This window comes from Lysobacter sp. cf310 (assembly GCF_900114355.1).
Classification (GTDB): Bacteria; Pseudomonadota; Gammaproteobacteria; order Xanthomonadales; family Xanthomonadaceae; genus Lysobacter.
Window position 1 is genome coordinate 34,975 of record NZ_FOSS01000006.1, and the last position, 26,337, is coordinate 61,311.

At 69.1% G+C, this 26,337-nt stretch carries 22 protein-coding genes and 1 riboswitch; of the genes, 14 read left to right on the forward strand and 8 right to left on the reverse strand.

Annotated features, from left to right (window positions below):
• Positions 1 to 4: 4 nt before the first annotated feature.
• From BMZ45_RS18825 to rph, 5 genes are all read right to left on the reverse strand, one after another.
• Positions 5 to 547 (reverse strand): hypothetical protein, encoded by a 543-nt coding sequence (locus BMZ45_RS18825; protein WP_091638074.1) that lies wholly within the window; start codon positions 545 to 547, stop codon positions 5 to 7.
• A gap of 145 nt (positions 548 to 692) precedes the next feature.
• The gene (locus BMZ45_RS18830; protein ID WP_091638075.1) at positions 693 to 989 is read right to left on the reverse strand and encodes an antibiotic biosynthesis monooxygenase family protein; all 297 of its coding nucleotides are present in this window, start codon (positions 987 to 989) and stop codon (positions 693 to 695) included.
• Positions 990 to 994: 5 nt separating this feature from the next.
• The gene (rdgB, locus tag BMZ45_RS18835) at positions 995 to 1,591 is read right to left on the reverse strand and encodes an RdgB/HAM1 family non-canonical purine NTP pyrophosphatase (protein ID WP_091638076.1); all 597 of its coding nucleotides are present in this window, start codon (positions 1,589 to 1,591) and stop codon (positions 995 to 997) included.
• Positions 1,588 to 1,995, reverse strand: a complete 408-nt coding sequence (locus BMZ45_RS18840) for a VOC family protein (RefSeq protein WP_091638077.1) — start codon at positions 1,993 to 1,995, stop codon at positions 1,588 to 1,590. Before BMZ45_RS18840 ends, rdgB begins: the two co-directional genes overlap by 4 nt.
• Complete coding sequence (gene rph / locus BMZ45_RS18845; RefSeq protein ID WP_056182608.1) at positions 1,992 to 2,744, reverse strand: ribonuclease PH; 753 nt, start codon at positions 2,742 to 2,744, stop codon at positions 1,992 to 1,994. The genes BMZ45_RS18840 and rph overlap by 4 nt, the downstream gene beginning before the upstream one ends.
• Before the next feature lie 68 nt (positions 2,745 to 2,812).
• On the opposite strand from rph, the gene BMZ45_RS18850 reads away from it, so the two are divergent.
• The 4 genes from BMZ45_RS18850 (at position 2,813) to BMZ45_RS18865 (ending at position 7,522) form a co-directional block, all read left to right on the forward strand.
• Positions 2,813 to 3,688, forward strand: coding sequence for a YicC/YloC family endoribonuclease (locus tag BMZ45_RS18850; RefSeq protein WP_091638078.1), 876 nt, complete (start codon positions 2,813 to 2,815; stop codon positions 3,686 to 3,688).
• Positions 3,689 to 3,782: 94 nt separating this feature from the next.
• Positions 3,783 to 4,403: a guanylate kinase gene (gmk, locus tag BMZ45_RS18855; RefSeq protein ID WP_091638079.1), complete on the forward strand. Its 621-nt coding sequence runs from the start codon at positions 3,783 to 3,785 to the stop codon at positions 4,401 to 4,403.
• A gap of 272 nt (positions 4,404 to 4,675) precedes the next feature.
• Positions 4,676 to 4,975, forward strand: coding sequence for a DNA-directed RNA polymerase subunit omega (rpoZ, locus tag BMZ45_RS18860; RefSeq protein WP_055900332.1), 300 nt, complete (start codon positions 4,676 to 4,678; stop codon positions 4,973 to 4,975).
• Positions 4,976 to 5,338: 363 nt separating this feature from the next.
• The gene (locus tag BMZ45_RS18865) at positions 5,339 to 7,522 is read left to right on the forward strand and encodes a RelA/SpoT family protein (RefSeq protein ID WP_091638080.1); all 2,184 of its coding nucleotides are present in this window, start codon (positions 5,339 to 5,341) and stop codon (positions 7,520 to 7,522) included.
• A 693-nt stretch (positions 7,523 to 8,215) separates the two neighbouring features.
• Here the strand turns inward: BMZ45_RS18865 and BMZ45_RS18870 are convergent.
• Positions 8,216 to 9,103: an outer membrane protein assembly factor BamD gene (locus BMZ45_RS18870; RefSeq protein WP_091638081.1), complete on the reverse strand. Its 888-nt coding sequence runs from the start codon at positions 9,101 to 9,103 to the stop codon at positions 8,216 to 8,218.
• Positions 9,104 to 9,183: 80 nt separating this feature from the next.
• Here BMZ45_RS18870 and rluD point away from each other — a divergent pair, with 80 nt between their 5' ends.
• The 9 genes from rluD to clpB all read left to right on the forward strand — a co-directional run bounded on the left by rluD (position 9,184) and on the right by clpB (position 18,984).
• On the forward strand, positions 9,184 to 10,158 hold the full coding sequence (rluD, locus tag BMZ45_RS18875) for a 23S rRNA pseudouridine(1911/1915/1917) synthase RluD (RefSeq protein WP_091638082.1): 975 nt from the start codon (positions 9,184 to 9,186) through the stop codon (positions 10,156 to 10,158).
• A gap of 3 nt (positions 10,159 to 10,161) precedes the next feature.
• Positions 10,162 to 10,923, forward strand: a complete 762-nt coding sequence (gene pgeF, locus BMZ45_RS18880; protein WP_091638083.1) for a peptidoglycan editing factor PgeF — start codon at positions 10,162 to 10,164, stop codon at positions 10,921 to 10,923.
• Complete coding sequence (locus BMZ45_RS18885; protein ID WP_091638084.1) at positions 10,923 to 11,741, forward strand: hypothetical protein; 819 nt, start codon at positions 10,923 to 10,925, stop codon at positions 11,739 to 11,741. Before pgeF ends, BMZ45_RS18885 begins: the two co-directional genes overlap by 1 nt.
• 100 nt (positions 11,742 to 11,841) lie before the next feature.
• Positions 11,842 to 12,375: a DUF4166 domain-containing protein gene (locus BMZ45_RS18890; protein ID WP_091638085.1), complete on the forward strand. Its 534-nt coding sequence runs from the start codon at positions 11,842 to 11,844 to the stop codon at positions 12,373 to 12,375.
• On the forward strand, positions 12,365 to 12,820 hold the full coding sequence (locus BMZ45_RS18895; RefSeq protein WP_091638086.1) for a thiol-disulfide oxidoreductase DCC family protein: 456 nt from the start codon (positions 12,365 to 12,367) through the stop codon (positions 12,818 to 12,820). Before BMZ45_RS18890 ends, BMZ45_RS18895 begins: the two co-directional genes overlap by 11 nt.
• 399 nt (positions 12,821 to 13,219) lie before the next feature.
• Complete coding sequence (locus BMZ45_RS18900; RefSeq protein WP_091638087.1) at positions 13,220 to 13,666, forward strand: DUF3574 domain-containing protein; 447 nt, start codon at positions 13,220 to 13,222, stop codon at positions 13,664 to 13,666.
• Between the two features lie 74 nt (positions 13,667 to 13,740).
• The gene (locus BMZ45_RS18905) at positions 13,741 to 15,333 is read left to right on the forward strand and encodes a hypothetical protein (protein ID WP_091638088.1); all 1,593 of its coding nucleotides are present in this window, start codon (positions 13,741 to 13,743) and stop codon (positions 15,331 to 15,333) included.
• A gap of 55 nt (positions 15,334 to 15,388) precedes the next feature.
• On the forward strand, positions 15,389 to 15,919 hold the full coding sequence (gene gloA, locus BMZ45_RS18910; protein ID WP_091638089.1) for a lactoylglutathione lyase: 531 nt from the start codon (positions 15,389 to 15,391) through the stop codon (positions 15,917 to 15,919).
• Between the two features lie 479 nt (positions 15,920 to 16,398).
• Complete coding sequence (gene clpB, locus BMZ45_RS18915; RefSeq protein WP_091638090.1) at positions 16,399 to 18,984, forward strand: ATP-dependent chaperone ClpB; 2,586 nt, start codon at positions 16,399 to 16,401, stop codon at positions 18,982 to 18,984.
• A gap of 232 nt (positions 18,985 to 19,216) precedes the next feature.
• On the opposite strand, the gene BMZ45_RS18920 is transcribed toward clpB, so the two are convergent.
• Both BMZ45_RS18920 and BMZ45_RS18925 read right to left on the reverse strand, forming a co-directional pair.
• Positions 19,217 to 21,262: an amidohydrolase family protein gene (locus tag BMZ45_RS18920; protein WP_139215586.1), complete on the reverse strand. Its 2,046-nt coding sequence runs from the start codon at positions 21,260 to 21,262 to the stop codon at positions 19,217 to 19,219.
• A 219-nt stretch (positions 21,263 to 21,481) separates the two neighbouring features.
• The gene (locus tag BMZ45_RS18925) at positions 21,482 to 23,881 is read right to left on the reverse strand and encodes a TonB-dependent receptor plug domain-containing protein (RefSeq protein WP_091638092.1); all 2,400 of its coding nucleotides are present in this window, start codon (positions 23,879 to 23,881) and stop codon (positions 21,482 to 21,484) included.
• Between the two features lie 249 nt (positions 23,882 to 24,130).
• Positions 24,131 to 24,362: riboswitch (cobalamin riboswitch) on the forward strand.
• A 151-nt stretch (positions 24,363 to 24,513) separates the two neighbouring features.
• Here BMZ45_RS18925 and btuB point away from each other — a divergent pair.
• Positions 24,514 to 26,331: a TonB-dependent vitamin B12 receptor gene (gene btuB, locus BMZ45_RS18930; protein WP_254776705.1), complete on the forward strand. Its 1,818-nt coding sequence runs from the start codon at positions 24,514 to 24,516 to the stop codon at positions 26,329 to 26,331.
• Positions 26,332 to 26,337 lie beyond the last annotated feature (6 nt).

The window sequence follows — 26,337 nt, forward strand, 5'->3', positions numbered from 1 at the left end:
GGGCTTAGCGCGCGGCGCGCGGCTGGCGCGCGCTCAGGTCGATGCGGTAGTCGAGGATGCGGATGCCGTAGTCGCGGCGCATCGACAGCGGGTCCAGCAGGGCCGCGTCGTCGGCTTCGCCGGCGTCGGGGCCGATCACCACGTAGGACGGCTGGTCGCGGCCCTGGTTGACCAGCAGCTCGCAGTCGCCGGGGTCGTAGGCGACCTGGCGGTCCTTGCGCGGCGCGCCCACAGCCAGGTACAGGCCGCGGCCTTGCGCCAGCGACATGCTCCAGCGGTTGGCGTTGTCGCAATCGCCGAGGTATTCGCGGCCGCGGTACACGCAGATCAGGCTGTTCTCGACCACGCTGCGGCGGCCGTCCTGTTCGTATTCGATCCGGATCGGGAAGGCGTAGCGGCGCTGCGCGGGCGTGGCGTCGCCCTGTTCGCGGATTTCGTCGCGGCTGCAGGTCAGCGGCGATAGGCCGTCGAACGAGCTGCAGGCGCTCAGGCTCAGTGCGCCGGTCAGGGCCAGTGCGGCGGTGCGGAGCGGGAAGGAAGACGGCATGCGGGTCGGAGGGGGTTCGATGGGGCGGGGCGGCCCGTGGAGGACGATGCGGCAGGGCTCAGGATACGCGGGCGGGGAGCGTCGGCCGGTGACGCGCGCCGCGTTCCGGTGCCGCTGTCGTGGACCGCGCTCATAGCCCGCGCGTCTATAAGCCTTGATAACGGCCGATGCGGCGTTCGGATAGGGTCAGCGCGTCGCCGCGCGCATCGATCTGGGCGTAGCGCGGCTGCTCGGCGGCGAGGAAGGCGTCGTAGTCGGCCTGCGAGGCCCAACGGTCCATCGTCAGGTAGTCGCCGCTGGCTTCGTCGCGCCACAGTTCGGTGCCCAGGTAGCCGGCATGCTCGCGGAACAGCGCGACCCAGTCGCCGTCGGGGCCGTACAGGGCCTCGAACGCGGCCTGCGCGCCCGGACGCAGCTGGTATTGCCACAGCACCGCGAACATGGCCGTCAGCGTATCGCGTCGAGCAGCTTCTCGCGCAGCGCGGCCAGGGCGCGGCCGCGGTGGCTGAGGCGGTTCTTGAGCTCGGTGTCCATCTCGGCTGCGGTCAGGCCGTAGTCGGGATCCAGGAACACCGGGTTGTAGCCGAAGCCGCCGGTGCCGCGGCGCTCACGGATGATCAGGCCCGGCCACACGCCTTCGGCGATGATCGGTTGCGGATCGCCGGGGTGGCGCAGCAGCACGATCACCGCGTAGAAATGCGCGGCGCGCTGGCCTTCGGGCACGTCCTTCATCGCCAGCAGCAGCTTGTCGATATTGGCCTGGGCGTCGCCGTGCACGCCCGAGTAACGCGCCGAATACAGGCCCGGCGCGCCGCCCAGGGCGTCGACGCAGATGCCCGAATCGTCGGCCAGCGCCGGCAGCCCGGTGATCGCGCAGGCGTGGCGCGCCTTGAGCAGGGCGTTTTCGACGAAGGTGCTGGCGGTTTCCTCGGCGTCTTCCACGCCCAGGTCGCTCTGCGCGACCAGTTCGATGCCGGTGTCGGCCAGCAGTTCGCGCAGTTCGACCAGCTTGCCTGGATTGCTGCTCGCCAACACCAGTTTCATCGCTTCAGCTCCAACAGATCCCAGCGGTTGCCGTACAGGTCCTCGAATACCGCCACGGTGCCGTAGGCCTCGTGGCGCGGCGCCTCCATGAAACGCACGCCCCGGGCCGACATCGCGGCGTGGTCGCGGGCGAAATCGTCGGTGTGCAGGAAGAAACCGACCCGGCCGCCGGTCTGGCGGCCGATCGCGGCGCTTTGTTCGTCGCCGACGGCCTGGGCCAGCAGCAAGGCGGTCTCGTTGCCCGGCGAAGGCGACACCCGCACCCAGCGCTTGCCGCCGCCCTGGTCGACGTCCTCGAGCAGGACGAAGCCGAGCGCGCCGGTGTAGTAGGCGATCGCCTCGTCGTAGTCGCGCACCACCAGGGTCAGGCTGCCCAGCGTGCGCTGCGTCGCCGTGCCGCTCATCGCGCCAGGGCGTCGCGCTGGTGCTGGATCAGTTCGGCGATGCCGGCTTCGGCCAGGCCGAGCAGGCCGTCGAGTTCCTCGCGCCGGAACGCATGGCCTTCGGCGGTGCCCTGCAGCTCGATGAAGCCGCCGCCGTCGTTCATGACCACGTTCATGTCGGTGTCGCAGTCGCTGTCCTCGGCGTAGTCCAGGTCCAGCACGGGCACGCCGCGATACACGCCGACCGAGACCGCCGCGACCGCGCCGAAGATCGGGTCCTTGGCGATCTCGCGCCGCGCCTGCAGCCAGCGCACCGCGTCAACCAGGGCCACGTAGGCGCCGGTGATCGCGGCGGTGCGGGTGCCGCCGTCGGCCTGCAGCACGTCGCAGTCCAGGGTGATGGTGCGCTCGCCCAGGGCCTTGCGGTCGATGCAGGCGCGCAGGGCGCGGCCGATCAGGCGCTGAATTTCCAGGGTGCGCCCGCCCTGCTTGCCGCGCGCGGCCTCGCGGTCGCTGCGGGTGTGGGTGGCGCGCGGCAGCATGCCGTACTCGGCGGTGACCCAGCCTTCGCCCTTGCCGCGCAGGAAGGCCGGCACCTTGTTTTCGACGCTGGCGGTGCACAACACGCGGGTCTGGCCGAAGCTGACCAGCACCGAGCCTTCGGCGTGGGCGGTGTAAGCGCGTTCGATGCGGACTTCGCGCATCTGCCCGGGCGTGCGCCCGCTGGGACGCGCGAAGGCGTCGGTGGGGGCGGCGGAAGTGCCGGTCATGGCCATGAGTTACCGTTTTGGTGGCTGGCGAGTTTACCATTCGCTCCCTGTAGGCCTTGGACCACCGCATGATCCGCAGCATGACCGCCTTCGCCAGCGGCGAACGCGTCACCGAATGGGGCACGCTCGGCTGCGAGCTGCGCTCGGTCAACCACCGCTTCCTCGAGCTGGGCCTGCGCCTGCCCGACGAGCTGCGCGCGCTGGAACCGGCGCTGCGCGAACGCATCGCCAGCCGCGTCAGCCGCGGCAAGCTCGACTTCGTGCTGCGCCTGCGTGCGCCCGAGGGCGCCGCCGCGCTGCAGCTCAACCCCAGCCGCCTGCGCGAGCTGGGCGATCTGGCGATCGACCTGCAGGCGCGTTTCCCGGGCCTGCGCACCGAACTCACCGATCTGCTGCAGTTCCCGGGCGTGCTGCAGACCCCGGCCACCGACCAGGCCGCGCTGCAGGCCGCCGCGCTGGACCTGCTGGACGGCGTGCTGGACGAATTCCTGGCCGCGCGCGAGCGCGAGGGCGCCAAGCTGGCGACGGTGATCGCCGAGCGCGTCGACGGCATCGCCGCGATCGCCGCCGATGTGCGCGGCATGATGCCGGGCATCCGCACCGGCCAGCGCACCAAGCTGGAAACGCGCCTGGCCGATCTGGCCCAGTCCAGCGGCGTCGGCGGTTTCGATCAGGGCCGGGTCGAGCAGGAACTGGTGCTGTGGCTGCAGAAGCTCGACGTGGACGAAGAGCTGGACCGGCTCGACGCCCATGTCGCCGAAGCCCGGCGCGTGCTCAAGCTGCGCGAGGCGGTCGGTCGCCGGCTCGATTTCCTGCTGCAGGAATTCAACCGCGAGGCCAATACCTTGGGCTCCAAGTCGGTCGACGCGCGCAGTTCGGCGGCGGCGGTGGAGCTGAAGGTGCTGATCGACCAGGTCCGCGAGCAGATCCAGAACATCGAGTAGTGAGCGAATGGAAGTGAGGCGCGAGCGGAACCTCCGCCGCTGCTCATTTCTCACTCCTCCCAGCTCACTCCTGTTATCAATTGGTCTCAGCCTAATGCGCGGAACCCTCTACATCGTCGCAGCCCCGTCGGGCGCCGGAAAATCCAGCATCGTCAACGCGGTGCTGGCCCGCGACCCGAACATCAGCCTGTCGATCTCGTTCACCTCGCGCCAGCCGCGGCCGGGCGAGCGCCACGCCGAGCACTACCACTTCGTCAGCGCCGAGGAGTTCGAGGGCATGGTCGAGGCCGGCGATTTCTTCGAGCACGCGCGTGTGCACGGCGACTGGAAGGGCACCGCGCGCCAGTCGGTGGAGCCGCAGTTGTCCAGCGGCCGCGACGTGCTGCTGGAGATCGACTGGCAGGGCGCGCGTCAGGTCCGCAGCAAGGTGCCGGGCGCGGTCAGCGTGTTCATCCTGCCGCCGTCGCGCCAGGCCCTGGAATCGCGCATGCGCACGCGCGGGCAGGACAGCGAGGAAGTGATCCAGCAGCGGCTCGCGGCCGCGCGCGAGGAGATGTCGCATTACGGCGAGTTCGACTACGTGATCGTCAACGAGCACTTCGACACCGCGGTGGACGAGATGTGCGCGATCTTCGTCGCCAGCCGTCTGCGCCGCGATCCGCAGGTCGCGCGCCATTCGCGCCTGATCACCGCCCTGCTGGCCGACGAGGGCTGAGCCGGGCAGGGGTAGGCTGGTCTTATCCGCCCTGGGGTAGGAGCGGCGCGAGCCGCGACCCGGCGGCCCTGGACCTACCCGTAGTGACGCCAGAGCCCATAGGCGCGGTCGCGGCTTGCGCCGCTCCTACAGTCGTTGTGCCGCTGTGGCGCGGGTAAGTGATTGATTCTTAATGTCGAAAGGTCCCGAATCTTGCTCTAGGGCGCGGGCGCGGCTAAACTTCCCGGTCCCCATCCGCTGTAAAGACGGCCGCACCGGCCGCCAGGAGCCCCATGGCCCGCATTACCGTCGAAGATTGCCTGGAAGTGGTCGATAACCGCTTCGAACTCGTCATGCTGGCCGCCAAGCGCGCCCGTCAGCTGGCCAACGGCGTCGAGCCGCAGCTGGACAACAGCGAAGCCAACGACAAGCCGACCGTGTTGGCGCTGCGCGAAATCGCCGCGCGCCAGATCAACCCCGAATACATCGACGCGGTCGAGAAGTCCGAGCGCGAGCGCAAGGAGCGCGAGGCGCTGGAATGGGCCGCCGCCGAAGTGGTCGCCGACGACGACCTGTCCAAGGGCGACGACTGAGTCCGGCCGCGGCCTCAGGGCCGCGCCCGCGAGACCAACGGCTCCGCCTCGGCGGGGCCGTTTTCGTATGCGGATGCGATTGCGGCGCCTTGGCGGCTCTGGCGTCGGTTTCCGGGCTTGATGCGGGAGCGGCGTAAGCCGCGATTGAATCCCGGGTCGGGACCGCGCGATCGCGGCTTACGCCGCTCCCGCAGGAAGCAGGGGAGTGCAGTCGCGGCCGCCGCGAACGGGCCTTCCCTTAGCCCCGGAATACCGGCCTTCCACATACGGATTCCGATAATCGCCACCATATTCATGTTTCCGGCGCCGGATTCGCATGCGACCGCGTTGCAAGCCGCGCCGCCGCCCGCGTAGATTGCCCTTATGACCCCCGCCGAGCCCGCGCTGCAGTCCTATCCGGTTCCCGCCCACGACGACGCGGACCTGCCGGACTATGTGCGCGAGTTCGAGCAATCCGCGCATTACCTGCCCGAGGCGCAGCGCCAGTTGCTGCGGCGCGCCTGGGCGATCGGCGCCGCCGCGCACGCCGGCCAGACCCGCAAGTCGGGCGAGCCCTACATCACCCATCCGGTGGCGGTGGCCAAGGTGCTGGCCGACCAGGGCCTGGACGTCGAGACCCTGATCGCGGCGATCCTGCACGACACCATCGAAGACACCCCGCTGACCCGCGAGGGCCTGGCGACCGAATTCGGCGAGACCGTGGCCGAGCTGGTCGACGGCGTCACCAAGCTGGACAAGCTGCAGTTCCGCGACCGCCAGGAAGCGGCCGCCGAGAGCTTCCGCAAGATGCTGCTGGCGATGGCGCGCGACCTGCGCGTGATCCTGATCAAGCTCGCCGACCGCCTGCACAACATGCGCACCCTGGGCGCGCAGAGCGCCGAGGCGCGCGAGCGTATCGCCCTGGAAACCCTGGAGATCTACGCCCCGATCGCGCAGCGCCTGGGCATGAACCTGATCAAGGCCGAGCTGCAGGACCTGGGCTTCCGCGCCCTGCATCCCTGGCGCCACGCGGTGATCGAGAAGCGTATCCGCACCCAGCCGGTGGTGCGGCGCGAATCGCTGGTGCAGATCGAAGCGCACCTGGCCCAGCGCCTGGCCAAGGAAAAACTGCAGCACCGCCTGATCAGCCGGGTGAAGTCGCCGTGGAGCATCTACACCAAGATGCACCACGAGCATAAGAGCTTCACCCAGGTCATGGACGTGTTCGGCTTCCGCGTCGTCGTCAAGAGCGTGCCGGACTGCTATCACGCGCTCGGCGTGGTGCACTCGGCCTACAAACCGCTGGACGCGCGCTTCCGCGACTTCATCGCCATTCCCAAGGCCAACGGCTATCAGTCGCTGCACACCGTGCTGTTCGGGCCCTACGGCTCGCCGGTGGAGGTGCAGATCCGCACCGAGGAAATGGACCTGATCGCCGAGCGCGGCATCGCCGCGCACTGGTCCTACAAGCACGGCGGCGAAGGCCCGAACAGCGCCCAGACCCGTGCCCACAGCTGGATCGCCAGCCTGGTCGAGTCGCAGCGTTCGACCGGTTCCTCGCTGGAGTTCCTGGAGAACGTCAAGGTCGACCTGTTCCCGGACGAGGTCTACCTGTTCACGCCCAAGGGCGACATCCTCTCGCTGCCGCGCAATTCGACCGCGCTGGATTTCGCCTACGCCGTGCACACCGACGTCGGCAACCGCGCGGTCGCCGCGCGCGTCGACGGCAAGCTGGTGCCGTTGCGCACCAAGCTGGCCAGCGGTCAGCGCGTGGAGATCATCACCGCCAAGTCCTCGACGCCGAAGCCGCAGTGGCTGGAGTTCGTGGTCTCGGGCAAGGCCCGCACCTCGATCCGCCAGCAGCTCAAGCAGCTCGAGCACGAGGACGCGGTCCAGCTCGGCCATCGCATGCTCGACCGCGCGCTGGAAGCGCTGGAGACCTCGCTGGATCGGGTGCCGGCGCTGCGCCTGGAAGCCTATCTGGGCGAGAACCGCTACCCGCGCCTGGAGGCCCTGCTGGCCGACATCGCGCTGGGCAACCGCATGCCCAACCAGGTCGCGCTGGCGCTCGCGCGCGAGACCCCGGGCAAGCCGCGCGGGCGCACGATCGACCGTCCGCGCATGACCGAGGACAAGATCCTGATCACCGGCGCCGAGCGCGGCGTGATCAGCTTCGCCAACTGTTGTCTGCCGCTGCCCGGCGACGAGATCATGGGCTACCACACCGCCGGCAAGGGCATCGTGGTGCACCGCCTGGACTGTCCCAACGTCGCCGACTACCGCAAGTCGCCCGACCGCTGGGTTGCGATCGGTTGGGACCGCCAGGTCAGCGGCGATTTCGGCGCCGCGCTGCGTATCGAGGTCGACAACCGCCCCGGCGCGCTGGCCCAGGTCGCCGCGGCGATCGCCGAGGCCGAGTCCAACATCGATCGCGTCGAGTATCTGGAGCGCGATTCCAACATCGCGATCATGCGTTTCTCGATCGAGGTCGGCGACCGCCGCCACCTCGCCGACGTGATGCGCAAGGTGCGCCGCCTCAACGTGGTGTTGGGCGTGCAGCGCATGTAAACGCGCCGGCGCGCGCGCTGCGGTTCGCCTTCGGCTCACCGCATCCTGCGGGTCGCGCGTGGACGACAGAACGATGCGCTGCGCAACCCGATACGTCACGCCCCGAAGCGCGGGCGACAAACAGCAGTCAGCGCAGACCCCGATTCGTCATCCTCGCGAAGGCGGGGATCCAGTGATTTAAGCGCTTCGCCGCGTGTTTTGGCGAATGGTGGTTAGCAAGGTCAACGGCTTTCGCCCGCTGCGCGTGCGAGTCACTTTCTCTTGCTTGCCCAAGAGTCCGTCTGGATTCCCTTCGGTCAAAAGTAACCAAAGAGAAGGGCAGGGTCTCGCCAAACCTCCCCTGCGAGAGCGGGGTGTGCGCCGGGATTTTTCGATAGGACATCCTTGTCCTATCGAAAAACGGCGCGCGTCCTGCGCGCCGCCCTCCGGGTCTGAGTGGAGGCTGGGCGAGTTCGATGCTATGGATTCAATTGCCGCGGCAACGGCAACGGCAATGGCACGGCAACCGCGCTGTCGGCGGGTTGGGGGGGCTTTCTTTTTTGCTCGTCATCGCCGCGAAGGCGGGGATCCAGTGACTTCAGCGCCATGCCGCCAAAGCCGTCGGCGCGACGATCCCGAATTCGCCCGCCACACCCCGCAAACGCAGACGCCGCCCGAAGGCGGCGTCTGTCGTATCCCGGCGCGGTCGCAGGTTTAGTTCGCCTTGCGATCCTGGTTGTCCAGCGCCGACTTCTCGCCCGCGAACGGGTTGAGCTTGCGCCAGTTGCCCGGGTAGTCCGGCCACTCGCCACTCTGCAGATACGGGTGGTTGGGGTCGTTCTGCTGCAGCACGCGCTTGGCGTCGGCGGCCAGGGTGTCGTTGCCCAGGCCGGCGTAGGCCACCGCCAGGGTGGCGACGGCGTCGTTCTGGTACTTGCTCTGCGGGTAGGTCTCGAGCAGGTACTTGGCGCGCTCGGCCGCGGCCACATAGGCGGTGCGGCGCAGGTAGTACAGGGCGACGTCGAGCTCGTGGCGCGAGAAGGTATCGCGCAGCGCCATCATGCGCTGGCGCGCGTCGGCGGCGTAGCGGCTGTTCGGATAGCGCTCGGCGACGATCGAGAAGTCGTTGTAGGCCTGCATCGGCGTGGCCAGGTCGCGACGGCTGGAGTCCAGGCGCCACACGCGCTGCAGGAACACCGTGTCGCGGCTGGAGTTCACCAGGCCACGCAGGTAGTACATGTAGGAGGCGTAGCGGTGGGTCGGGTAGGTACGGATGAAGCGGTCGATACTGCTGATCGCGTCGTCGTGCTTGCCGGACTTGAACTGGGCGTAGGCGGTCTCGACCAGGGCCTGCTCGGTGTAGGGACCGTAGGGGTACTGGGCGACCAGGCGCTTGAAGGTGCTCTCGGCGGCGGCCCAGTTGCCGTTGGTCATCGAGGTGTGGGCCTTGTCGTACAGCGCCTCGACCGGCTGGCCCTCGTCCGCGTCCTTGTCCTTGAACATCTTGCCCAGCCGGCCGCAGCCAGTACCGGCGAGTACCACGATCAGCAGCAGGGACAGCAGTCGGACGAGACGGTGTGAACGGGCGAAACGAAGGGTCATGGCAAGGTTCGCGGGCGCCGGAGGCACGAAGCGCCGATAATAGCAGTCCCCGCGCCCAGCCCCTGAATCCTGCCCATCCGATGAACGAGTCCGTAAACCCCCTCCAGGCCACCGTGCCCGACAGCGCCGCCGGGCGCCGATTCGACGCGGTCCTGGCCGAGCTGTTCCCGGACTATTCGCGTTCCCGGCTGGCCGCCTGGATCAAGTCCGGCGATGCCCGCCTCGACGGCCGCGAAGTCCGCCCGCGCGATCCGGTGCGCGGCGGCGAGACCGTCACCCTGACCGCCGTGCTCGACATCCAGACCCACTCCGAGCCCGAGGACATCGCGCTGGACGTGCTGTACGAGGACGAGCACGTGATCGTGATCGACAAGCCGGCCGGGCTGGTCGTGCACCCGGGCGCCGGCAATCCGGCCGGCACCCTGGTCAACGCCCTGCTGCACCGCGACCCCGGCCTGGCCGCGCTGCCGCGCGCCGGCATCGTCCACCGCCTCGACAAGGACACCTCGGGCGTGATGGTGGTGGCGCGCACCCTGCCGGCGCACACCGCCCTGGTCGAGCAGTTGTCCTCGCGCGAGGTGCACCGCCAGTACCTGGCCGTGGTGGTGGGCGCGCTGGTCTCCGGCGGCACCGCCAACGCCCCGATCGACCGCCATCCGCGCGACCGCATCCGCATGGCGGTGCGCGAGGACGGCCGCGACGCGGTCACCCATTACCGTCTGCGCGAGCGCTTCCGCGCCCACACCCTGCTGGAATGCCGGCTCGAGACCGGGCGCACCCACCAGATTCGCGTGCACATGGCCCACCTCAAGCACCCGATCATCGGCGATCCGCTCTACGGCGGCCCGCTCAAGCTGCCGCGCGGCGCCACCCCCGAGCTGATCGAGGCCCTGCGCGGTTTCCGTCGCCAGGCCCTGCACGCCGAGACCCTGGAGTTCGTCCACCCGATCAGCGGCGAGCCGGTGCGCTGCAGCGCGCCGGTGCCGGCCGACATGCGCGCGTTGATCAAGACCCTGCACGACGACACCGTCGCGGCCGCCGAAAAGGCGCGCTGAGCCATGCGCGACGGCGATGCCTGGCTGCAAGCCGACTGGCCCGCGCCGGCCAACGTGCGCGGCTTCACCACGCTGCGCACGGGCCCGGGCGTATCGGCGCCGCCGTTCGACCGCTTCAACCTCGGCCTGCGCGCCGGCGACGAGGCCGATGCGGTGCTGCGCAACCGCGCCGCGCTGATCGAACACGCCGCGCTGCCGTCGCCGCCGCGCTGGCTGCGTCAGGTGCATGGCGTCGAGGTGGTGCGCTTCGAGGGCGAGGCGGGCTCCAGTGCCGACGAACCCGCGGCCGACGCCTCGGTGACCTCCACGCCCGGCTGCGTGCTGGCCATCCTCACCGCCGACTGCCTGCCGGTGCTGTTCGCCGCGGACGACGGCAGCGAGGTCGGCGCCGCGCACGCGGGTTGGCGCGGCCTGGCCGCAGGCGTGCTCGAAGCCACGGTCGCGGCCCTGCGCACGCCGCCGTCGCGGTTGCGCGCCTGGTTGGGACCGGCGGCGGGTCCGCAGGATTACGAGATCGGCGCCGAGGTCTTCGAGGCCTTCGTCGCCCAGGACGCCGGCGCCGCCGAGGCCTTCGTCGCCACCCGCGCCCAGCATTGGCGCGTCGATCTGTACGCGCTCGCGCGCCGCCGCCTGATCGCGGCCGGCCTGGATTCCGCCCAGGTGTACGGCGGCGGGCTGAGCACGATCTCCGACCCGCAACGTTTCTATTCGCACCGCCGCGACCAGCGCGGCGGGCGCATGGCCAGCCTGATATGGATGACGTGATGCGCGCCGCCCGCCGATGCCTGCTGCTGTCTCTCCTGTCGATGGCCGCGCCGCTGCCGGCGATGGCCGCCGACTGCCAGTCGCGCGTCTACGACCTGCTCCAGGCCGCCTATCCGGGGGCGCAGGGCGAAACCGGCGATAACGGCGAGCTGTTGCGCCTGCCGGGATCGCCCGCGCGCTGGATCAACCTCGGCGAGGTGGTCTGCAAGGTCTGGCCGGCCGCGCCGGACAAGACCCTGCTCGCGCTCAAGCTGCAGCACGAAGCCGCCACCGACCCCGAAGTGGAACCGGCCGATCTGGAACTGCTGGTCGCCGACTCCGCGCGCCCCCGAATTCTGCAGCGCTACCGCGAGGCCAATGCGCTGGACTCCGACGCGATCCGGGTCAGCGGCCTGAGCCTGGACACCGCGCGCTACCGTCTCGACGAGCGCACCACCGCCTTCGGCCTGCGCGTGAGCTACACCGGCGCCTCGCGCGCCAATCCCTACAGCAGCACCTCCTTGAGCCTGTACGTGCCCGACGGCGCTGGCCTGCGTCCGGTGCTGAGCCGGCTGCAGGTCGCGCTGGATCGCGGCGAATGGGACACCCAGTGCGCGGGCGAGTTCGAAAGCGTGCAGCGCACCGTCGCCATCGACGGCAAGCGCGATCACGGTTACGCCGGCCTGCTCGTGGCCAGCAGCGCCAGCACCCATCGCAACGAACAGGAAAGCGACGGGCAGTGTTCGAACGTCGAAAGCCCCGCGCGCAAGAGCCGCGAACGCCTGTATTACGACGGCCGCGAGTACGCGGTGCCGCCCGCGCTGCGCGGTCTGGACTGAAGCGAATGGCGCGCGCCGTGCACGCCGGATCTTCCTGCGCTTGCGGAGCGATGCGACGGTCGCGTCGGCCTGACCGGCGCTCGGCCCGGGGCCCGATCGGATGAGCGTCGCCGCGGTTTCGCTGTATCGGCAACTGCTGGGCGCGCGCTACGAGGCTTTACCGCCGAGCGTGCGCGCCTTGCACGAACGCGCCGGCCTGCACCGTTATCGCGGCCAGGTCGAATCCGAGCGCGGCGCCGGCTGGCTGTCGCGACTGTGCGCCTGGGCGACGCGCCTGCCGCCGGCCACCCGCGACGCGATCGAAGTGGAGATCGTCGCCAGCCCCGAATCCGAACGCTGGCTGCGCCGTTTCGCCGGCCACGACATGCCCTCGCGCCTGTGGGCGCAGGACGGCCTGCTGTGCGAGCGCCTGGGCCTGGTGCGCTTCGGCTTCGCCCTGGACGTGGAGGATGCCGGACTGCGCTGGCGCGTCGCGCGCGTGCACGCGCTGGGCCTGCCGCTGCCGGCGCGCTGGTTCGACGGCGTGAGCGCGCTCGAGTCCGAGCGCGAGGGACGCTATCGTTTCGACGTGCGCGCGGCGCTGCCGCTGGCGGGTCTGTTGGTGCATTACCGGGGCTGGCTGGATGTCGACTGAAACCCGCGAACCCGCGTTGCCGGCGTCGCCGCGCGACAGCGCGGCCGACGATCGCTCGATCATCGTCTTCGACGGCGTGTGCGCGCTATGCAACGGCTGGGTGCGCTTCCTGCTGCGCCACGACCGCCAACAACGCTACCGGTTCGCGGCGATGCAGGGCGGGCAGGGCCGCGCGCTGCTGTCCGCGCACGGACTGGATCCGGACGATCCGATGTCCTTCCTGTTGATCGAGGGCGGGCAGGCCTGGACCGACACCGACGCGATCGCGCGCGTGCTGGTCGGCCTGGGCGGCGTCTGGCGCCTCGCGGCGATCCTCCGCTGGCTGCCGCGCGCGCTGCGCGATCCGCTCTACCGCCTGATCGCGCGCAACCGCTACCGCTTGTTCGGCCGCTACCAACACTGCCTGCTGCCGACACCGGAGCAGCGCGCGCGTTTTCTCGATTGAAGCCGCGCCACAGCAGCGCAGGCCGACCCACGCCCGAATAGCAAATCCTCCCAACCCGCCCGGCCGACGGGCATAGCCTGCGGACGTTCACTCGCGCACGAACCTGCGGTTCGTAAACGCACGGCTTCATCCTTTTCCAAAGGAGGGAGCAAAGCCCGGTGCTTACACACTTCGGAACCCTCTAGCGAAACCCGGAACAGCAGCGCCGCCGCCGGTCCTCCCCCTTTGAAAAAGGGGGATTGAGGGGGATTGAGGGGGATTTGCATTTACCGTGCAAGTTCGTCGCTATGTGCGACCACTCGCCGCAAGCGCGATGCGACACCCACCAACATCGCCGCCACCCTTGCGCCGCCCCGCCGGCCCGGCAACCATGCAGCGACCGCCCCGGAGCGCCCGACCATGCCACGTCACGGCCTGCTGCTGTCCCTGTGCCTAGCCCTGAGCGCCTGCGCCAGCGTCGCGCCTGCGCCCGTCGATCCCGCCCTGCACGGCGATGCCGCGCGCCCGGCCGCGGCGCAGGCCTGGATCCGCAGCGAGCTGTACTTCAGCGTCGGCACTGAAGGCCAGGACCAGACCCGGATCGACGAGGCGCAATGGCGCGCCTTCCTCGACCGCGAAGTCACCCCGCGCTTTCCCGACGGTCTGACCGTGTTCGAGGGTTACGGCCAGTGGCTGTTCCGCGGCGCCGCCGCGCCCGAGCGCCAGCGCGCCAAGGTGCTGGTGGTGCTGCACGAGGACACGCCCGCGCGCGTGGCCGACATCGAGGCGATCCGGGTGGCCTGGAAACGCATGAGCGGGCACCAGTCGGTGCTGTGGTCGCGCCAACGGGCGGACGTTTCGTTCTAAGCCAGACGCTGTTCGCGCGGCCCATCCAGCCCGCACAATCCCAGGTCGTCCCCGCGTTCGCCCAGGATCCGCCGATGACCGCTTCCCCTTCGCGCCGCTGGTTCGTCGCCGGCGACTTCAACGGCTTCTTCGGCCTGGTCGTGGACAACCTGTCCATCCTGGGCTTCATCGCCGCCGCCCTGATCGGCATATTCGGTTTCCCGGCCGAGGTGGTGTACACGCGCATGTTTCCGGGCACCGCCTTCGGCGTGCTGGTCGGCAACCTGATCTACACGGCGATGGCGCGGCGTCTGGCCGCCAAGACCGGCCGCGACGACGTGACCGCGATGCCGCTGGGCCTGGACGCGCCGACCAGCATCGGCATGGCCCTGCTGGTGCTGGGCCCGGCCTTCGTCGCCTACAAGCAATCCGGGCTGGACCCGCAAGCCGCAGCGATCGCGACCTGGCAGTTGGGCATGGCTGCGCTGGTGGTGATGGGCTTGCTCAAGTTCGTGCTCTCGTTCGCGGGCGACGCGGTCACCCGCCTGATCCCGCGCGCGGGTTTGCTGGGTTCGATCGCCGGCGTGGCGCTGGTGCTGATGGGCTTCCTGCCGCTGGTGGAAACCCTGCGTTCGCCGCTGGTGGGCTTCGTCACCCTCGGCCTGCTGCTGTACGTGCTGATCGCCAAGGGCCGCCTGCCGGTCAAGCTGCCGGGCGTGTTCGTGGCCTTCGTATTCGGCACCGTCCTCTACTACGGCCTGGGCGCGCTGGGCCTGGGCGCGCCGGGTTTCCATTGGCCGGAGGCGGTGCCGCCGAGCCTGGTGCTGCCGTGGCCGAGCCTGGGCTTCATCGAGGGCCTGCCCGCGACCGTGCCCTATCTGCCGCTGCTGCTGCCGTTCGGCCTGCTGATGGTGGTCGGCGGCATCAACGTCAGCGAAAGCGCGCGCGCGGCCGGCGACGACTACCGCACCCGCGACATCCTGCTCGCCGAGGCCTTCTCGACCCTGGTCGCGGGCTTCTGCGGCGGCGTCGCCCAGACCACGCCCTATATCGGCCAGCCCGCCTACAAGCACATGGGCGCGCGCAGCGGCTACACCCTGCTGACCGGTCTGTTCGTGGGCCTGGGCGGCATGCTCGGCATCGTCTCGGGCCTGGTGCAGTGGCTGCCGCTGGCGGTGCTGGCGCCGATCATCGTCTATGTCGCGCTCGACATCACCACCCAGGCCTTCCAGGCCACGCCCAGCAAGCACGCCACCGCGATGGTGTTCGGCTTCCTGCCCTCGGTGGCCTACATGCTCGCGATCAAGACCGGCAATCCCGGCTGGATCGCGCCCGAGCATCACGCCCAGCTGATGAGCGCGCTGGACGGCCACGGCCTGCCGGAACTGGCGGTGATCGTGACCCTGGGCAACGGCTTCATCATGACCTCGATGATCTGGACCTCGGCGGTCGCGGCCATGGTCGACGGCCGCCTGCTGCGCGCCTCGGCCTTCCTGCTCGCGGGTGCGGCGCTGGCGCTGTTCGGCATCATCCACTCGGTCGATCCGCGCGGCGGCATCTACCTGCCGTGGGCGCTGGAGGGCCTGCCGCGCGTGATCGCCTGGCAGTTCATCGGCGCCTATCTGGCGCTGGCCGCGCTGATGGCCCTGCTGTCGCTGCAGCGACGCCGCGACGAAGCGCCGGCTTGAGGCGGCCGTCGCGCGTCCTCATATCGTTCGCTCCCCCTTCGACTCCGACCCCGCCATGTCCCTGCAGACCGAACTCGACGCCGTGCCCGGCGTGACCGCACGCCCCGAAGCCGCCACCCGCGACTTCGTGTTCAACCACACCATGCTGCGGATCAAGGATCCGGCGCGGTCGCTGGACTTCTACACCCGCGTGCTCGGCTTCACCCTGGTGCGCAAGCGCGATTTCGCCGAGGCGCAGTTCAGCCTGTACTTCCTGGTGCTGGTGCCGGACCCGGCGCAGATCCCGGCCGAGGAACCCGCGCGCGGCGAGTGGCTGCTGAGCCAGCGCGGCGTGCTCGAGCTCACCCACAACCACGGCACCGAACACGATGCCGCGTTCGCCTACCACCACGGCAACAGCGAGCCGCGCGGCTTCGGCCACATCTGCGTCTCGGTACCGGACGTAGAAGCCGCCTGCGCGCGCTTCGAGCAACTGGGCGTCGCGTTCCAGAAGCGCCTGAGCGACGGCCGCATGAAGGACATCGCCTTCATCAAGGACCCGGACGGCTACTGGGTCGAGATCCTGCAGCCGACCAGCCGGGTCTGATGCCAATGCTGCTCCCCCCTTTGAAAAAGGGGGGCAGGGGGGATTGGCTTCTGCCCGCGCAACAGCAAATCCCCCGCGCCTGAACATCGCTCAGCATCCGGCCATCCCAGGCGCCTGCCCCTTTTTCAAAGGGGGCGATGACTCTCTTCCTTCCTTTGAAGAAGGGGGGAAGGGGGATTTGCTTCTGCCCGCGCAACAGCAAATCCCCCGCGCCTGAACATCGCTCAGCATCCGGCCATCCCAGGCGCCTGCCCCCTTTTTCAAAGGGGGCGATGACTCTCTTCCTCTTTGAATGGGGGGATTTGCTTCTGCCCGCGTAAGGGCCGCCGATCGCGCCCGCGCCGCAGCGCAGCCTGAAGCATCGCCCCGGCCGCCAGCCTGCGCCGCTTGAATCGCCCCATCCAGCCCGCATTAACAGGTCATTCGCGGCCGTCGCGCGACACTCGCGCCGGGCCGCCACACCTTTCGGAGAACCCTCCATGCGGATGGACAAGCTCACTTCGCGTTTCCAGCAGGCGCTGGCCGACGCGCAATCGCTGGCGGTCGGTCGCGACCACAGCGTGATCGAACCCGTGCACCTGGTGACCGCGCTGCTGGAGCAGAGCGGCGGCAGCACACGCCCGCTGCTGGCGCAGGCCGGCGTCAACGTGCCCCTGCTGCGCGAGCGCCTCGGCGAAGCGCTGGAAAAACTGCCCAAGGTCAGCGGCCAGGCCGGCAACGTCTCGCTGGGCAACGACCTGGCGCGCCTGCTCAACGTCACCGACAAGCTGGCCCAGCAGCGCGGCGACGCCTTCATCGCCAGCGAGCTGTTCCTGCTGGCCGCGCTCGACGATGGCGGCGAAGTCGGCCGCGCGCTCAAGGCCGCGGGCGCCAACAAGGCCAAGCTGGAACCAGCGATCGACAAACTGCGCGGAGGCGAGAGCGTGCAATCGGAAAACGCGGAAGAGCAGCGCCAGGCGCTGGAGAAATACTGCATCGACCTGACCGCGCGCGCCGAATCGGGCAAGCTCGATCCGGTGGTCGGCCGCGACGAGGAAATCCGCCGCACCATCCAGGTGCTGCAGCGCCGGACCAAGAACAATCCGGTGCTGATCGGCGAGCCCGGCGTGGGCAAGACCGCGATCGTCGAGGGCCTGGCCCAGCGCATCGTCAACAACGAAGTGCCCGAAGGCCTGCGCGGCAAGCGTGTGCTGTCGCTGGACATGGGCGCGCTGATCGCCGGCGCCAAGTTCCGCGGCGAGTTCGAGGAACGCCTGAAGGCGGTGCTCAACGACCTGTCCAAGAACGAAGGCCAGGTGATCCTGTTCATCGACGAGCTGCACACCATGGTCGGCGCCGGCAAGGCCGAAGGCTCGATGGACGCCGGCAACATGCTCAAGCCTGCGCTCGCGCGCGGCGAGCTGCACTGCATCGGCGCGACCACCCTGGACGAGTACCGCAAGTACGTCGAGAAGGACGCCGCGCTGGAGCGCCGCTTCCAGAAGGTGTTCGTCGGCGAGCCCACGGTCGAGGACACCATCGCGATCCTGCGCGGTCTCAAGGAGCGCTACGCGGTGCATCACGGCGTGGAGATCACCGACCCGGCTATCGTCGCCGCGGCGACCCTGTCGCACCGTTACATCGCCGACCGCCAGCTGCCCGACAAGGCCATCGACCTGATGGACGAGGCCGCCTCGCGCATCCGCATGGAGATCGACTCCAAGCCCGAGGAGCTGGACCGCAAGGAACGCCGCCTGATCCAGCTCAAGATCCAGCGCGAGGCGCTGAAGAAGGAGAAGGACGCCGAATCCAAGCAGCGCCTGGCCGACCTCGAAGCCGAGATCGCCACCTTGGAGCGCGACTTCAACGACCTCGAGGAAGTCTGGAAGGCCGAGAAGGCGACCCTGCAGGGCGCGACCAAGATCAAGGAGCAGATCGAGCAGGCCAAGCTCGAACTGGAAGCCGCGCAGCGTACCCAGGATTTCGGCCGCATGAGCGAGATCCAGTACGGCAAGCTGCCGGAGCTGGAAAAGCAGCTCAAGGCCGCGCAGGAAGCCGAAACCCAGGGCTTCAAGCTGCTGCAGGACAAGGTCACCGCCGAGGAGATCGCCGAGGTGGTCGCGCGCTGGACCGGCATCCCGGTGTCCAAGATGCTGGAAGGCGAGCGCGAGAAGCTGCTGAAGATGGAGCAGGCCCTGCACCAGCGCGTGGTCGGCCAGGACGAGGCGATCCGCGTGGTCTCCGACGCCGTGCGGCGTTCGCGCGCGGGCCTGTCCGATCCCGACCGTCCCAGCGGCTCCTTCCTGTTCCTGGGCCCGACCGGCGTGGGCAAGACCGAGCTGTGCAAGGCCCTGGCCGAATTCCTGTTCGACTCCAGCGACGCCATGGTCCGCATCGACATGAGTGAGTTCATGGAGAAGCACGCGGTCAGCCGCCTGGTCGGCGCGCCTCCGGGCTATGTCGGTTACGAAGAAGGCGGTTACCTGACCGAGGCGGTGCGCCGCCGTCCCTACAGCGTGATCCTGCTCGACGAAGTCGAGAAGGCGCATCCGGACGTGTTCAACATCCTGCTGCAGGTGCTGGACGACGGCCGCCTCACCGATGGCCAGGGCCGCACGGTCGATTTCCGCAACACCGTGATCGTGATGACCAGCAACCTGGGCTCGCAGATGATCCAGGAGCTGTCGGCCGACGACAGCGCCGAGAGCTACACCCAGATGAAGGCGGCGGTGATGGGCGTGGTGCAGGCGCACTTCCGTCCGGAGTTCATCAACCGCCTGGACGACATCGTCGTGTTCCATCCGCTGGACAAGAGCCAGATCCGCGAGATCGCCAAGATCCAGATGGTCGGCCTGGAGAAGCGTCTGGGCGAGCGCGGCCTGAAGCTGGCGCTATCGGACGCGGCGCTGGCGCTGATCGGCAACGTCGGTTTCGACCCGGTCTACGGCGCGCGTCCGCTCAAGCGCGCGGTGCAGCAGCAGTTGGAGAACCCGTTGGCGCAGAAGATCCTCAGCGGCGAGTTCGTCAGCGGCGATGTCATCCAGGTCGAGGCCGAGGCGGGGCACCTGGTGTTCCGCAAGGGTTGAGGGCTGAGCGAAACGGCCCGCAGTGGCGGGCCGTTTCGCGCTCCGTGATCTACGTCGTTTGTGGGATTCGATCGCGGCTTACGCCGCTCCCACACGCAGCGCGCGATCGCTTGCCGCTCCCACGCAGAGCGAGCCATCGCTCGCCACTCCCATACAGCGGGACCATCGATGTCGCGGGAGCGCCGCTTCCTGTGGGAGCGGCGTAAGCCGCGATCGAGCTACGGTCGCGACCTTACTCCGCGACCGCGGGCTTCTTCCTCGGCACGATCCCCAGCGCCTGCTCGATCTCGCCCGGGTCGTAGCGCTTGCCGCCCTTGAACACCGCGTCGACCTTGCGGATATCGCGCATGTCGGCGAGCGGGTCGCCATCGATCAGCACCAGGTCGGCGAGCTTGCCCGGCGCGATCACGCCGCGGTCCTTGTCCACGCCCAGCACCTGCGCCGGGGTCAGCGTCGCCAGCCGCAGCACCTCGGCGTTGGCGATGCCGGCGCGCGAGTACACCTCCAGCTCGGCGTGCAGCATGTAGCCGGCCAGGGCGTCGGTGCCCGGCAGGATGGTCACGCCGGCGTCGTGCAAGGCCTTGAGCAGACGCATCATGCTCGGCAGCGCCTGCTTGTAGGCCTCCTCCTTGCCGTGCGGCGGCTTCAGCGCGCCCCAGCTCAAGCCGCGCTGGGCCTGCGGCGGGAAGCGCTCGGCCACGCCGCGCAGGCCGGGCGGGGTCTTGGCGTCGGGATCGCCGCTGTACAGGTCCTCCTCCAGCGCCATGGTCGCGTCGATGACGGTGTGGTGGCGCTTGAGGAAGTCGATGAATTCGCGCACCTCCGGCTTGTCCGGCGGAAACTCGTAGGCGTGCTCGCCGACTTCGGTCAAACGCGCCTTGGTGCGGGTGTCCTGCACGCGCGGATACATGAAGTTGAGTTCCACGAACAACAGATGCTGCAGTTCGTCGGCGCCGGCCTCGATGAACTGGCGCGCCGACATGAAGGCCGGCACGTGCCCGCTCACGCGCAGGCCGCGCGCATGCGCGCGGTCGGCGATGATCGGAAACAGCTCCGGCTTCAGCGAGGAATAGGTCTTGATCTGCATGTAGCCGCGGTCGGCGTAGAAGTCCACGGCCTTGAGCGCTTCCTCGGGCGTGTCGACCAGCATCTTGGTCGGTCCGGCGTAGGGGCCGGGGCCGTCGATGAACCCGGCCATCAGCACGCGCGGGCCGATTTCGGTGCCGGCGTCGAAGCGCTTCACGCGCTCGGGGAAGGTGTCGAAGTTGTTGGCGACGTCGCGCGCGCTGGTCACGCCGGCGGCGATGTCGAGGGCGCCGTCCTCGATCGACGCATAGTGCTTGTGCACGTCCCACAGGCCCGGCATCAGGAAGCGGCCCCGTGCGTCGAGGATTTCTGCGTTCTCCGGCGCCTTGAGCTGGGCGTCGGGCGCGACCCGGACGATGCGCTCGCCTTCGATCAACACGCTGGTGCCCGCGGTGGCGGCGAGGTCGCGCGGATCGAACACGCGCGCGTTGCGGATCAGCAACGGCCCCTTGGGCGCATGGGTGAGGCGCTGGGTCATCTCGGCGGCCCACGTCGCGTCCGCCTGTTCCTGCAGCTCCAGCAGCTTCGGCAGCGCGCCTTGCAGATCGGCGTCGATGATCACGAACCAGCCCGAGGCTACGATCAGCGCGGCGGTCTCGCCGTCGCCGCGCAACCATACCGAGCGCGGGGTGAAGTCCAGGCCGACGATGCGCTGCAGGGTCAGCGACACCGGGCCGTTCTTGCCGGCGACTTCGTACTCGCCCAGGGTCTGCAGACGCGCCTCGCCGCCGGGCAGGATCGCGAGCTTGCGCTCGGGCGCCTGCAGCAGCGCGCGCGCGAGCGCGCCGGAGATTTCCGGCGCCGCCTGCAGCGGCAGGAAGAAGGCCGGCGCGGACAGCGCGCGTTCGCCGCTTTCGCTGGGATTCTTCCAGCTCGCGCGGCCGTCGCGGACCTGATAGCGCTCCTCGAAGGGATTGAGCAGGTAGTCGTTGCCGCTGCCCGCGTAGTCGGCCAGGGTGCCGTCGGCATTGAGCGTCCAACGCGTCTTGCTGCGGTCGCCGCGGCCGCGATCGGTGAAGTGGTATTCGACCTGCACGCGGCCGTCGGCCGCGGTTTCCACGACCTGCTTGCCGGCGACGTTGCCCTGCATCAGCACCACTTGTTCGCGGCGGGCGGCGAGGGCGTCGGAGATCGAGAACGCGAGTACGGCGGGCAGTGCGAACGACAGCAGCAGCGATCCGGCTAAGCGCATGGCGGCCCTCCTTGGGCGGAGACGTCGAACCGCGCGCGGCTTGGGAATCCGCAAGGCCGGCGCGGCGGGGTGACTCCTTATAGCCGATCCCGGGCTGCGCGAATGCGCCGCCGCCATCGTTTGGGCGCACCGGCGCGGCATTCGCCGGTCGAAAAAAGACGACGGCCCGGAAGTCCGGGCCGTCGTCGCATACGGGGCATTCCAACCGCGCCGCTCAGATCACCACTTGTAACCGGCCTTCACGTAGACGAAGGCGCCGTTGAAACCGAACGGCGAGGCGGTGTTGTAGGGCAGGTAGTTGCGCGTGCCCAGCACCAGCTTGGACTCGTCCGGGTACTCGTCGAGCACGTTGTCGCCGCCGACGGTGAAGTCCCAGTTGTCCAGGTGGTAGGTCGCGGCCAGGTCCAGCGTCCACTTGGCGCTGAAGGTCTGGTCCAGCAGCGGATTGGTCGCGTGCAGTTCGGTGAACTCGCCGTAGCGGGTGGCGGTGGCGTTGAAGCTCCAGTTGCCGGTATCCCAATCGCCGGCCAGGAAGAACTTGTCCTTGGGCGCGCCCTTGGTGATGCGGCCGATCTCGGTGCGGCCGATGCGCACCGCCGCCGGGTCGATCGCGGCCAGGCGCGCCGGGTTGGGGGCGATCTTCTCGATCTCGGTCTTGGAGTAGTTGTAGCCCAGGGTGAGGCCGAACTTGCCCGAGGCCAGGTCCCAGTTCTGGGTCGCGATGATGTCCACGCCCTGGGTCTTGGTGTCGACGGCGTTGGTGAAATAGCGACCGCCGCCGATGCCCGGATAGCCGTTGGCCTGCAGGTAGTTGCGCACCGCGGTGCTGGTCAGGTTTTCCGACAGCAGGATGCGGTCGTCGACCTTGATGTGGTACGCGTCGATGGTGATGTACAGGCTGTCGCTGGGCTGCAGCACCAGGCCCAGGCTGTAGTTGGTGGATTCCTCGGCCTTCAGCGATTCCGAGCCCAGCGCGATCGCGGCCGGATTGTCGACGCGGAAGGTGCCGATCTCGTAGGGAACGCCGCTGATGAAATTGGTCGCGATCGACTGGAAGAACTGCTGCTGCAGCGAGGGCGCGCGGAAGCCGGTGGAGGCGGTGGCGCGCAGGGCGACCTTGTCGGTGAAGGCGTAGCGCGCCGACAGCTTGCCCGAGGTGGTGTCGCCGAAATCGCTGTAGCTTTCGAAGCGCGCGGCGATGCCGGCGGAGAACTTGTCGGTCAGGTCGGCCTCGACGTCGGCATAGAGCGAATAGCTGTGGCGGTCGAAATCGCCGGCGTCGCTGGCGCGGAAGCCGGAGAACACCTGCGCGCCCGGAATGATCTGGCCGTTGGAGGCGGGCACGCCGCCGTTGGCGTAGGACAGCGGTTCGCCGGCGTGCTGCGAGAACTCCTCGCCGCGCCATTCCGCGCCCCAGGCGAAGGTCACCGGATACTGCCAGCCGAAATCGACCGGACGCGCGAAGTCCAGATTCAACACGTGCTGGGTGACTTCCAGCGCGCCGGCATAGAACTGCGTCGGCGAGGTCGGGCCCAGGCTGCGGTTGAGGGTGTGCTCGATGTCGAAGCTGAGTTCGTTGTGGCCGTAGTTGTAGCTGAAGTCGATCTGGGTGCCGCCGGCGGTTTCCGAGCGCAGGCCGACCACCGCCGAGCGGTCCTTGCTGATGTTGTGGATCTGCGGCAGGAAGCCGTTCGGGTAGATCGAGGGGATGTTGCGCGGGTCGGCGGCGAAGCGGAAATAGCCGTTGGAGAGCACGTCGCGCTTGCTGTAGCTGCCGAAGGAATAGAAGGTCAGGTAGTCGACCGGACTGTATTCGCCGTTGTAGGACACCGCGCCGCTGTCGATCTCGGGATCGCCGTAGCGCTGTTCGACCACGCCCTGGAACGGGCGCGCGCGGTTGGTCTGGTCCTGGTGGCCGCCCTGCGCGGCCAGATGCAGCTTGCCGTTCTCGCCGAGCTTGAAGCCGGCGTCGCCGGACAGCTGGTACTGCTCGCCGTCGCCGGCGCTGTACTGGCCGTAGCGCGCGGCGACGCTGCCGCCGTGGTCGCTGCCCTTGAGCACGATGTTGACCACGCCGGCGATCGCGTCGGAGCCGTACTGCGCCGAGGCGCCGTCGCGCAGCACTTCCACGCGCTCGATCGAGGCGATCGGGATCGCATTGAGATCGACCGGCGAGGAGCCGCGGCCCTGGCTGCCGTTGAGGTTGATCAGCGCAGTGGTGTGCCGGCGCTTGCCGTTGACCAGCACCAGCACCTGGTCCGGCGCCAGACCGCGCAGCTGCGCGGGGCGGACCGCGTCGGTGCCGTCGGTGATGGCCGGGCGCGGGAAGTTCAGCGAGGGCAGGGCGCGCGCCAGCGCGGTCGCGAGCTCGACTGTGCCGGTGGCCTCCAGCGCCTCCGGGGTGATGATGTCGATCGGCGCGCTGGACTCGGCGACGGTGCGATCGCTGACCCGGGTGCCGGTGACGATCACCTGGTCCAGGGTGTGGGCCTCGGAGGCGGGTTCGCCCGGAGCGGCCGCGTCCTGGGCGTAGGCCGGGGCGGCGAGCGCCGTGAGCAGGGCCAGCGACAACGGGGCGAGGACGAGCGGACGGCGTACGGCGCGGACGGCTACGGACATGGTGCGCGGCTCCTTGCGGCGGGGGGATTGGTAGCGATGTCATTTTGGTTTAACACGCTTATAACAACCCGGTCAAACCCACTTTCGTATAGGGAAATAGCCGTACGTCATGGTTTCGGGAATTGGGTGTGCCGCCGATCTGCCTGATGACACACCCGCCGGGTCCAGTGCGGCAGCGGGCGCCCACGACGCCCGGCCGCGGTCCGGCTCATGCCGTTTGCTCATGGCGGCGGAGCTGGCCCGGGCTGCTACCATGCGCGGGCTTGAGGTGATCGCCGGCCCCGCCGGCGATTGAAACGGGAATCCGGTGCGCCAGTCCTCCGAACGGAGCGACGGCCATTCCGGAGCTGCCCCCGCAACGGTAAGTAAGACGAACGATCCGCAACGAAGCCACTGTGCGCATGCATGGGAAGGCGCGGACCGGAGGGCTGGAGGCCCTCGCTTGCAAGCCCGGAGACCGGCCTGAGGCTGACCCGACACGCGGTGGGCGCTGTCATGGGGCCGCCTTGCGTCCGCGCGTCGCCGCCTCGTCGTTCCCTCGGCGTGTCTCCGACCCATCGTTTCCGCGCGGGTAGGCGCGGATCAGGAGCCATGCTTTGAATTTCCACCCTCACGCGCTTCGCCGCACCGCGCTGGCGACGGCGTTGCTGTCCGTCGTCTCCCCGGTCTGGGCCGCCGATGCCGCCACCGACCTCGACCAGGTCGTGGTCACCGCCAGCCGCACCGCTCAGACCCAGGACGCGACCCTGGCCTCGGTCACCGTGATCGACCGCGAAGACATCGAACGCCTGCAGCCGGCCAACTTGCCCGACCTGCTGCGCGGCACGCCCGGCCTGTCGATGGCCAACAACGGCGGCCCCGGCAAGTCGACCTCGCTGTTCCTGCGCGGCACCGAGTCCGACCATGTGCTGGTGCTGGTCGACGGCATCAAGATCGGCTCGGCCACCAGCGGCGGCGCGTCCCTGCAAGACATTCCGGTCGAACAGATCGAGCGCATCGAGATCGTGCGCGGTCCGTTCTCCAGCCTGTACGGCTCCGAGGCCCTGGGCGGCGTGATCCAGATCTTCACCCGCCGTCCGCAGGGCGCGTTCGCGCCGCACGCCAGCGCCTCGATCGGCAGTTGGCAGACGCGTCGCGGCACCCTGGGCGTGGGCGGCAAGGGCGACAACGGCTGGTACTCGATCAACGCCGCCAGCGAGGACACCGACGGCATCAACGCCTGTCGCGGCAAGCCCTCGCCGGGCGGCGCCGGCTGCTTCACCAACTCGCCCGACCGCGACGGCTACCGCAACCTGTCGCTGACCGCGCAGGGCGGCTACCGCTTCAGCGACGCCTGGGACGCCGAAGCGCGTGTGTTCCGCGCCGAAGGCCGCAACGAGTACGACGGCAGCACCAACAACCAGAGCGACACCGTGCAGCAGGTCGCCGGCGGACGCCTGCGCTACGCCCCCAGCGAACAGGCCACGCTGATCCTCAACCTGGGCCGCAGCAGCGACCTCAGCGACAACTACCGCAACGGCGTCTACTCCAGCACCTTCAATACGCGTCGCAAGCTGGGCTCGCTGCAGGGCGACTTCGGCCTCGGCGGCGGCCTGCTCACCCTGGGCTACGACTGGCAGCGCGACGAGGTCGAAAGCAGCACCGTCTACGCCCACGACCGCCGCATCAACCGCGGCCTGTTCGGCCAGTACCAGCGCGAATCTGGCGCGCACGCGCTGCAGGCCAGCCTGCGCCGCGACGACGACAGCCAGTTCGGCGGCCAGACCACCGGCAGCGCGCTGTGGGGCTGGAACCTCAGCGAACAGCTGCGCCTGACCGCGAGCTACGGCACCGCGTTCAAGGCCCCGACTTTCAACGAACTGTACTTTCCCGGCTTCGGCAACGCCGATCTCAAGCCGGAGGAGTCGCGCAGCTTCGAACTCGGCCTGCGCGGCGAACACGCCTGGGGCGGCTGGTCGCTCAACGCCTACGACACCCGGGTCGACGAATTGATCGCGTTCGATGCTTCGATCGGTCTGCCCGGCAACATCGATCGCGCGCGCATCCAGGGCGTGGAGGCCACGGTCGATACCGTCTTGGCCGGTTGGGACCTGCGCGCCAGCGCGACGTGGCTGGATCCGCGCAACGACAGCCGTACCGCCAGCCGCGACAAGATCCTGCCGCGGCGCGCGCGCGAAAGCGCACGCTTCGACGCCGACCGTCGCTACGGCCGCTTCAGCCTGGGCGGCAGCGTCTACGTCGCCGGCGAACGTTTCGACGATCTGGCCAACACGCGCCGCCTGGACGGCTACGCCACCACCGACCTGCGCCTGGGCTTCCGTTTCGACGATTCCTGGAGCCTGCAGCTGGCGGCCAACAACGTGTTCAACCAGCGCTACGAGACCGCGGCCTACTACAACCAGCCCGGCCGCAACTACCTGTTGACCCTGCGCTACCGCGCGGCGAACTGATCGCCG

What these genes read in the sequence shown, in the direction of transcription:
- BMZ45_RS18825 (WP_091638074.1), bottom strand. Translation starts at nt 547, where the DNA reads ATGCCGTCTTCCTTCCCGCTCCGCACCGCCGCACTGGCCCTGACCGGC.
- BMZ45_RS18830 (WP_091638075.1), bottom strand. Translation starts at nt 989, where the DNA reads ATGTTCGCGGTGCTGTGGCAATACCAGCTGCGTCCGGGCGCGCAGGCC.
- rdgB (WP_091638076.1), bottom strand. Translation starts at nt 1,591, where the DNA reads ATGAAACTGGTGTTGGCGAGCAGCAATCCAGGCAAGCTGGTCGAACTG.
- BMZ45_RS18840 (WP_091638077.1), bottom strand. Translation starts at nt 1,995, where the DNA reads ATGAGCGGCACGGCGACGCAGCGCACGCTGGGCAGCCTGACCCTGGTG.
- rph (WP_056182608.1), bottom strand. Translation starts at nt 2,744, where the DNA reads ATGACCGGCACTTCCGCCGCCCCCACCGACGCCTTCGCGCGTCCCAGC.
- BMZ45_RS18850 (WP_091638078.1), top strand. Translation starts at nt 2,813, where the DNA reads ATGATCCGCAGCATGACCGCCTTCGCCAGCGGCGAACGCGTCACCGAA.
- gmk (WP_091638079.1), top strand. Translation starts at nt 3,783, where the DNA reads ATGCGCGGAACCCTCTACATCGTCGCAGCCCCGTCGGGCGCCGGAAAA.
- rpoZ (WP_055900332.1), top strand. Translation starts at nt 4,676, where the DNA reads ATGGCCCGCATTACCGTCGAAGATTGCCTGGAAGTGGTCGATAACCGC.
- BMZ45_RS18865 (WP_091638080.1), top strand. Translation starts at nt 5,339, where the DNA reads ATGACCCCCGCCGAGCCCGCGCTGCAGTCCTATCCGGTTCCCGCCCAC.
- BMZ45_RS18870 (WP_091638081.1), bottom strand. Translation starts at nt 9,103, where the DNA reads ATGACCCTTCGTTTCGCCCGTTCACACCGTCTCGTCCGACTGCTGTCC.
- rluD (WP_091638082.1), top strand. Translation starts at nt 9,184, where the DNA reads ATGAACGAGTCCGTAAACCCCCTCCAGGCCACCGTGCCCGACAGCGCC.
- pgeF (WP_091638083.1), top strand. Translation starts at nt 10,162, where the DNA reads ATGCGCGACGGCGATGCCTGGCTGCAAGCCGACTGGCCCGCGCCGGCC.
- BMZ45_RS18885 (WP_091638084.1), top strand. Translation starts at nt 10,923, where the DNA reads ATGCGCGCCGCCCGCCGATGCCTGCTGCTGTCTCTCCTGTCGATGGCC.
- BMZ45_RS18890 (WP_091638085.1), top strand. Translation starts at nt 11,842, where the DNA reads ATGAGCGTCGCCGCGGTTTCGCTGTATCGGCAACTGCTGGGCGCGCGC.
- BMZ45_RS18895 (WP_091638086.1), top strand. Translation starts at nt 12,365, where the DNA reads ATGTCGACTGAAACCCGCGAACCCGCGTTGCCGGCGTCGCCGCGCGAC.
- BMZ45_RS18900 (WP_091638087.1), top strand. Translation starts at nt 13,220, where the DNA reads ATGCCACGTCACGGCCTGCTGCTGTCCCTGTGCCTAGCCCTGAGCGCC.
- BMZ45_RS18905 (WP_091638088.1), top strand. Translation starts at nt 13,741, where the DNA reads ATGACCGCTTCCCCTTCGCGCCGCTGGTTCGTCGCCGGCGACTTCAAC.
- gloA (WP_091638089.1), top strand. Translation starts at nt 15,389, where the DNA reads ATGTCCCTGCAGACCGAACTCGACGCCGTGCCCGGCGTGACCGCACGC.
- clpB (WP_091638090.1), top strand. Translation starts at nt 16,399, where the DNA reads ATGCGGATGGACAAGCTCACTTCGCGTTTCCAGCAGGCGCTGGCCGAC.
- BMZ45_RS18920 (WP_139215586.1), bottom strand. Translation starts at nt 21,262, where the DNA reads ATGCGCTTAGCCGGATCGCTGCTGCTGTCGTTCGCACTGCCCGCCGTA.
- BMZ45_RS18925 (WP_091638092.1), bottom strand. Translation starts at nt 23,881, where the DNA reads ATGTCCGTAGCCGTCCGCGCCGTACGCCGTCCGCTCGTCCTCGCCCCG.